Annotated in this window: 3 protein-coding genes, 1 rRNA gene and 5 pseudogenes; 2 read left to right on the top strand and 7 right to left on the bottom strand. The window is 34.3% G+C overall.

Features of this window, described 5'->3' with window-relative positions:
- Positions 1–91, top strand: a 5S ribosomal RNA gene (gene rrf, locus ACFWDE_RS29390); the annotation flags it as partial.
- Between the two features lie 151 nt (positions 92–242).
- Here the strand turns inward: rrf and ACFWDE_RS29395 are convergent.
- From ACFWDE_RS29395 to ACFWDE_RS29410, 4 genes and pseudogenes are all read right to left on the bottom strand, one after another.
- Positions 243–701: an ASCH domain-containing protein gene (locus ACFWDE_RS29395; RefSeq protein WP_002151439.1), complete on the bottom strand. Its 459-nt coding sequence runs from the start codon at positions 699–701 to the stop codon at positions 243–245.
- 246 nt (positions 702–947) lie between these two features.
- Positions 948–1707 (bottom strand): annotated as a pseudogene (locus ACFWDE_RS30590) (M20/M25/M40 family metallo-hydrolase); the annotation flags it as partial.
- Positions 1708–2096: 389 nt separating this feature from the next.
- Positions 2097–2894 carry an undecaprenyl-diphosphate phosphatase UppP gene (gene uppP / locus ACFWDE_RS29405; RefSeq protein ID WP_377896253.1) on the bottom strand — a complete coding sequence of 266 codons (798 nt, stop codon included), beginning with the start codon at positions 2892–2894 and terminating at the stop codon, positions 2097–2099.
- A gap of 17 nt (positions 2895–2911) precedes the next feature.
- Positions 2912–3148 (bottom strand): annotated as a pseudogene (locus ACFWDE_RS29410) (ABC transporter permease); the annotation flags it as partial.
- Between the two features lie 332 nt (positions 3149–3480).
- Here ACFWDE_RS29410 and ACFWDE_RS29415 point away from each other — a divergent pair.
- Positions 3481–4560, top strand: a complete 1080-nt coding sequence (locus ACFWDE_RS29415; RefSeq protein WP_377896254.1) for an RNA-guided endonuclease TnpB family protein — start codon at positions 3481–3483, stop codon at positions 4558–4560.
- Between the two features lie 152 nt (positions 4561–4712).
- On the opposite strand, the pseudogene ACFWDE_RS29420 reads toward ACFWDE_RS29415, so the two are convergent.
- The 3 pseudogenes from ACFWDE_RS29420 to ACFWDE_RS29430 all read right to left on the bottom strand — a co-directional run.
- Positions 4713–5203: pseudogene (locus ACFWDE_RS29420) on the bottom strand (ABC transporter permease); the annotation flags it as partial.
- Positions 5196–5849 (bottom strand): annotated as a pseudogene (locus tag ACFWDE_RS29425) (ATP-binding cassette domain-containing protein); the annotation flags it as partial. The pseudogenes ACFWDE_RS29420 and ACFWDE_RS29425, both read right to left, overlap by 8 nt.
- Positions 5824–6460 (bottom strand): annotated as a pseudogene (locus tag ACFWDE_RS29430) (response regulator transcription factor); the annotation flags it as partial. The pseudogenes ACFWDE_RS29425 and ACFWDE_RS29430, both read right to left, overlap by 26 nt.
- Positions 6461–6915: the final 455 nt, after the last annotated feature.

The following is a 6915-nucleotide window of genomic DNA, read 5'->3' on the forward strand; positions in this document are numbered from 1 at the left end:
CACCCGTTCCCATACCGAACACGGAAGTTAAGCTCTCTAGCGCCGATGGTAGTTGGGACCTTGTCCCTGTGAGAGTAGGACGTCGCCAAGCAACTGTAAGACGAGTCAGAATGACTCGTCTTTTTTGTGTTTAATGAAATAAGCTTGTTATCTATGGTTCAAGAAACCTATTGATAACAAGCTTATTTGTTTAAAGATAAATGTATTTATATAGCATGGACTTCCGGTAAAATCGTTATTTATCATAGCTTCACTTTGTTTTTTACATCGATAAGCTTAAAACGTTCGCAAACGAGTAGCATATCTCCAGAAAAACTAAGACCAAGTTCGCTTAGTTCCTTTGTAAAAAACTGAATATGGGTATCTCTCCAGTAACTATAGGTACGATCGCCTTCGCCTTCAGCGATAGCGAATTCTTCAGTCACTTCATTCATTGGCATTATAGTTACTTCTATTGTCCTAATAATAGCTACAGGTTCATCCTGACTGTTGAGTATAATACTATAATCTTTAGTTGTCGGCAGCGGTTCGTTTTCTAATTCATAAAAAATATGGCCGGAGCATGTTGCTGTTTTTACACCATCAATGACTAATTGAGCGAGATAATCAGGAGAATCACCAAATTGCCAAGCTGTAACAGATTCTGGTTTTTCATTGTTTCCCCAATAAGTATCCCAATATGATTGTGCTAATGGATTCATTTGTATTTTCACCTCACTTTAGCTAAAGTTGATTTTCTTTATAAAACCTGGGCAATTTGCTTATTTGTAATAGCTTTGTAGTCATCTAAAACTTGTATTGTTGTATTACGGATTAATAAAGGTATACGCTGACTGGATAGGGTTTGTAAACATGTTCTGTCCATTTATGGTCATCTTTCCCGTAGACGCCCATATTAATAGATGGGATGTTTAATTTCCGGATTGTTTTGTATGGTAATGGATATAGTTGTTATGTAGTCTATTTGTGATTTGGGCTGCAATAAAATTAGGATCAATGCCAGACGATGTATCACCTACATGTACTTCTCTTCCATAAATATAGAAACAAGGAAGAAGTTTGCCCGCAGTACCTGTATAAATGTAGCGATGAGTATCTCCATTATATAAAGATGTTATAAAATCATTGTTAATAGCCAAACGATACTGTAATTGTTTTTCTTACTTCAGTCTTTCGAATTCGGTTAAGGCAGAGATAATCCCACGATGTTCTCCTTCTTCATCTCCATTGAATAAGAGTAGTAGATTTCCTTCGAGTAAATGCACATGTTCTGAGAAGTATAGTATATTGGCTAGATGAATGGCAGCACCACCTTTCATATCAAGAGAACCACGGCCGAACAGCCACTCTCCAGGTTTTGCATTGGTTTGAAAATATTGTTCGAGTGTTTCAGGAGAGAAAGCATGTTCTTTTAACGATCCGAATTCTTCAATGCTGACTATATTTAAGTGTGAATGATAAATGATAGTAGAGGGGGAAGCGTTTTTTCTTTTACAAATGCAAATACATTTTTTCTACCTATTGGATTATGAGGTACATGTTGAATCCATAGGTGTTCAGGGTGCTTTTGAAAATACTATATAGTTCATCTATAATACTGACCTCGCCATCGGTACCGTTAATACTATTAAATGAAACTAAATGATTTGTTAGCAATCCGATTTGTTTTTCTAGCGTTAAACCTTGCAGTTGTTTGTATATAGACATAGGATGAAACCTACTTAAATCTTATAATTGGGAGTCTTTCGTAGAGAAGATAAGTGCAAGTGGGAAAACTATAGTACGATTACTTAAATACAAGGAAGTAGTGGTATGGAACGTTCGTTCTATAGTGGTGTAATGGGCATATTCAATCAATTGAGGTGTTTATTTTTAATTCAGTATATGTGTTTAAAGAAGAAATGCTATTACTAGGTTGGGATTTCAAGTATAGCTTTTGATCTTACATATTTTAATGATTAGTTCAAAGAATATTCGGATTATTAACGGTGGTGTATTACCACTATGCCATATTGAAGTGAGTAATACTAGAGGTGAAATAGATAAAAACCGATATTCCTTGAATATCGGTTTAATAATATGTGGCTTATATGAAGCTATAGCAATACGAAAAGTGTAAATAAGATGGCTAACAAAATACGATAATATGCAAAAGGTTTTAAACCTATCTTTTCTAAAAGCTTCAGGAAAGTTACTACCGCTAGCATTGCTACTATAAAAGAGGTAATGAATCCTACAGTAAACATAGGAATGTCATCTACACTTAAATACTTCCAACTTTTTAATAAGTCTAACCCTGTAGCTCCGACCATTACAGGAAGAGCAATGAGAAAAGAGAACTCAGATGCAGTCTTATAATTTACTTTCGCTAATAGCCCTCCAGAAATAGTAGAGCCAGCTCTAGAGAAGCCAGGATATACTGCTAAGCATTGAAATAATCCAATTGTTAATGCTTGAAGGTATGTTAAATCATCTAGTAAAAAAGCGGTTGCCTCTGCCTTTTTTACTTCTGCAAAAATCATAAGAATTGCTCCTGCTACAAGTCCGATTACGACAGTATACGGCTGGAATAAGTATGTTTTAATAACATCATGTAATAATAAGCCAACAACTACTGCTGGGAATACACCAAGAAAAACATGTAATGCATTGAATTTTTTCTCTTTCCGAAGAAGGGGTTTAATATTACATAAAGAAACAAGACGTTTATGATATAAAATCGCGATAGCTAAAATTGCCCCTAACTGTATGACAATTTCAAACGTTTTTGCCCTTTCTCCTTCAAAACCTAATAAATGTCCGACTAATATAAGATGGCCAGTAGAAGAGATGGGTAAAAATTCAGCTAACCCTTCTACAATACCAAGTATGAAGGCAATGATAAGATCGCTCATAGTTTCACTCCTATAAATTAATGAATATCTACTCTTTTAAAATAGAATAGTGTTGTAATAAATCCGAAAATAGCTGTTACTGCGATGATGATATAAGAATACTCTGGTGGATAAGTCGGTTGTAATTCGTTATTTGCTATATCTAGAGTAGCGGTCCATGGGAATAGGTCTTTATGTTTTGAATTTACGATCATAAGGTTAGTCATTGTAATAATGATTGTTAATATAATAGGCGGTACATAGGTTTTCATTACAGCTTTTCCCGAACAAGAAAGCCCATTGCCTTTAGGCATGGGATGAAAGTGAGGTTGGATGCGGAGTACCACTAAAAATCGCAAGGTTCGTGGTACTTTAAGTATCCAAAGTATAGGTAGTTTCTTCGGGTATTTTTGTTGGAATCTTTCGAAAATAAATGATATAACTAGAATAAATGATGATAGAAGAATGTTTCAAAGTGTTTGAGAGGAAAACCTCCTCGTTTCATACAGTTGTAAAGTTTATAAACACGTTCTGATTTTGTTCTGATTGCTAGAAATGTATCAAATGAACACGATGTTGAAAATCAAAAAACAAGGGGATGAAACGTATGTCACAGAACCTAACAGTGAAAGTGAAATTGATTCCAACAAAAGGACAAATAAGTTTATTGGAACAAAGCAGTCACGAATATATCAAAGTTATAAATAAACTTGTATCGGAAATGGTGGAAGCAAAGAAAAGTACGAAAAAAAGCACAAAAGATATTGAAGCAAATATCCCAAGTGCAGTGAAGAATCAAGCGATTAAAGACGCGAAAAGTTTGTTTGCTACAAAAGTAAAGAAAAGCCATTATAAAATCATCCCGATTCTAAAGAGACCTGTTTGTGTATGGAACAATCAAAATTATTCATTTGATCCTACTTATATTTCAATCCCATTGAAGGTAAATGGAAAATCGATTCGTGTAAAAATCCGAGCTTTATTAAGCGATAAAAACAATCGTAATCTGAATCTGTTAAAACATAAATTAGGTACACTTCGCATCATAAAGAAATCGAATAAGTGGATAGCCCAAATATCTGTCACACTTTCTATCAATAAAAGGACAGGAATGAAAATTTTAGGAGTAGACTTAGGTCTCAAGGTCCCCGCGGTAGCAATCACAGATGATGATAAGGTTCGTTTCTTTGGGAGTGGTAGGCACAATAAATATAAGAAGCGTAAGTTTCGTAGTGTTCGTAAGAAGTTAGGAAAAGACAAAAAAGTGAAAGCCATTCGGCGAATGGATGATAAAGAGCAAAGATGGATGCAAGATAAAGATCACAAAATAAGTCGTGCAATTATTAATTTTGCGATTGCAAATCGTATTTCTGTCATTCGATTAGAACAACTAACGAATATAAGACAGACGGCAAGAACAAGCCGTAAAAACGAAAAAAATCTACACACTTGGTCATTCTATCGTTTGGCACAATTTATTGCCTATAAAGCAACGATAGCTGGTATTCAGATTGAATATGTGAATCCAGCTTATACAAGTCAAAGTTGTCCGAAATGTGCTGAAAAGAATAAGGCTCTAGATAGAAAATACAAGTGTCCATGTGGGTTTAAGACACATCGTGATATCGTTGGAGCGATGAATATTCGCTACGCAACTGTGATTGATGGTAACAGTCAATCAGCCTAAGCACCTTTATGGTCTGGTTTAGGAGGGGCAATGAGATACCCTTATCTTGAAGGCTGTTCAAAACAGAAATGGATTGCGAACGCTTAGTCATTCAAGAATCCCACCCGTAAATCCGTAAGGATTCGGGCTTGCGACTTTAGTCGTGGGAGTCTCAAAAGAGTTAGTAGTACAATAGGTGAAGATAAAAGAAAGAGAAGTCCACCACATATTAGAAATTTTACAAGAGAGCATAAAAGTAAGGTAGTGCTAAATCCAGGGAAGCTACCTATTAGCCCTAATAATAAAGTTAGCGCCCAAGCAACTAAAGTTAGCATCATAATCCAAAGGAATAGAAGGATAAACTTACTTATAATAAAGCTAATACGTGATACTGGGATAGTTAGCAAATTTTTTAATGTATCTTCCGTGTATTCGCGGGTAAATAGATAAGCGATTACAACTCCATATAAGGGGAATCCTATAACTAAAGTAGTATACAAGTTAACTTCAGTGAATGATTGATGAAACAAAATAATGGGGGTAGGCTGTTTTGTTTTTATATGTATATAAGATGCTACAACTACTAGAAAAGGTGCGACACCTTAATCAAAAACATATTAGAGCGTTTTAATTTTAATAGTTCTGTATAGAGTAGATTAACCAATTGTGCCACCTCCAACTAGTTTGGTGAAATAATCTTCTAGTCTATCTTCGCTCATCATAATTTTTAATACTGCAACATCATTACGAACTAATGTTCTGTTTATGTGTCCTTGCTGTCCGAAGTGAGAATAAACACGAATATTACCTTCGTCATGTATCTCATAATCAAAAATTTGAAAATGATTTTCTAATAGCATCGCAGCTTTATTATCATTATTTACTTGGAATTCTATGTACTTACGGTTTGCTTTACGCAACGTATCAAGAGAAACTTCTTCTAATAACCTTCCTTCATGAATAATTCCCATACGATCAACTAGTTGTTCCACCTCAGCTAATATATGACTAGAAATGAGTATCGTTATATTTCTTTCTTGAGCTAAAGATTTAATGAGTTTTCGCATTTCTTTAATACCGATTGGATCAAGTCCGTTAGTTGGTTCATCTAGTATGAGTAGTTCAGGATAATGGAGAAGAGCACGTGCAATTCCTAAGCGTTGCTTCATTCCTAAAGAGTATTTTCCTACTATTTTTTTTGTTTCGTGCTGCAAGCCTACAATTTCTAATGCTTCTTCAATTGCAGTCCTTTTGTGAACTCCAATTATCTTTGCATTAATTAATAAGTTCTCTCTTGCAGTTAAGTTTTCTAATATGTACCATAACGGTATTATCATCCTCTATATAATTATCGTCCCATACATTTCGAAAGAGTTGTGTTTTTGTAAATACTTGCTCTGGGTTTGAAGCGAAGAATTTTAATAGTTCAAGTTCTTTTCCAGTTAAGTTAATTTCTTTTCCGTTCGTATGGACTGTGTATTTTTTAAAATCGATAGTTAGTCCTTTAAATGTTAAAGCTGTTTTCTCTTGTACGTTAGTATTAACTTCCAAGAACTAAAAAACGTCGCATAAGAGCTTTTACTCTTGCAACCACTTCGTGAATACTGAAAGGTTTCGTAATATAATCATCAGCACCTATGCTTAAGCCCGAAATTTTATCAACTTCGTGATCTTTAGCAGTTAGCATTAATATAGGAATGTTAGTTGTATCTCTAAGTTTTCTACACACTTCGATACCATCTACTTTCGGCATCATAAGATCTAATATAACGAGGTTGTAGTTATTTTGGTTAAATAAGCACAACGCTTCTTCGCCATTAATTGCAGTATCTACCATATATAATTCTCGCTCTAAATATCTTTTTAATAAGTCTCGAATTTCTTTATCGTCATCTGCTATAAGAATACGTATATCTTTCATATCGTCACCTGTTTCTAATAGAATGTTATTGATATTACAATTTGATAAACAAAGGGGAGTAGGGAGCGGTAATAAAAAATAAAGCAACTTTCTAATTATATACTAGTAATTGTTAAAATAAGGTTGCTAGTTTAGCTGAAAAGAATGTTCGGTAAGATGGGGGGCGAGTCCTTTGTAATAGAGAAGTGTCTAAATTGAATAGTATGTAGAAGAATAGATTAGTAAAGAAAAGTAGACGATGGTTTCTATTTTAATGAAATCTTTATAGGTCCTTATCTAGAGCTAAAAGAGTACGAAGGTATTAAATTAAATATATTTATAAAAAGGTATTGACGATTAGCCTATAGAGGTGTAATATAGAACAAGTCGCCGATAGCAAAAACGCAGAAAGCGACAAAAGAAATAAAAAAACTTGGTTGACATTGAAATATGAAAATGTTAACATAAGGGAGTCG

The organism is Bacillus sp. NPDC060175, assembly GCF_042728695.1.
In the GTDB taxonomy this organism is placed as follows: domain Bacteria; phylum Bacillota; class Bacilli; order Bacillales; family Bacillaceae_G; genus Bacillus_A.